We start from the raw sequence: 487 nt of genomic DNA on the forward strand, positions 1-487 counted from the left end.
TATCAGCAGAAAGACCAGCTTCTCGAGATACAATCGGTGACGGCGGTTAAACACATCAATCATAATGCAAGGCTTGAGCAAGCCATTGCGACATCAACTGGATAGTTGATCCGATTACATCTTCTCTTCACGATTTCATACAGAACAGGCAGACTTTCATAAAAGTCCGCAAACTTGTTTCTTTCTTTCGTTGATTGCCAATATCCGTCTCTACACCAACATGCCATTTCAAGGAATAATGGTGGAGCCGGACGGGATCGAACCGACGACCCCCTGCTTGCAAAGCAGGTGCTCTCCCAGCTGAGCTACGGCCCCTTATCATGTAACATGGTGGGCCTGGGAGGACTTGAACCTCCGACCCCACGCTTATCAAGCGTGTGCTCTAACCAACTGAGCTACAAGCCCAGATACCGACGCAAACGCTGCTACGCGATCCAGAAGTCCACCCCCGAAGCAAAGCTTCGCAAGGCCGACCGGCCGTCGGCCC

Annotated in this window: 2 tRNA genes; both read right to left on the reverse strand. The window is 51.5% G+C overall.

The features are described from left to right. Positions 1-239: 239 nt before the first annotated feature. Positions 240-315, reverse strand: a tRNA-Ala gene (locus ACS5UA_RS22870). 13 nt (positions 316-328) lie between these two features. Next, positions 329-405: transfer RNA gene (locus ACS5UA_RS22875), tRNA-Ile, on the reverse strand. Positions 406-487 lie beyond the last annotated feature (82 nt).

The sequence above is a fragment of the Brucella sp. RRSP16 genome (assembly GCF_052246815.1).
Taxonomy (GTDB): domain Bacteria; phylum Pseudomonadota; class Alphaproteobacteria; order Rhizobiales; family Rhizobiaceae; genus Brucella; species Brucella intermedia.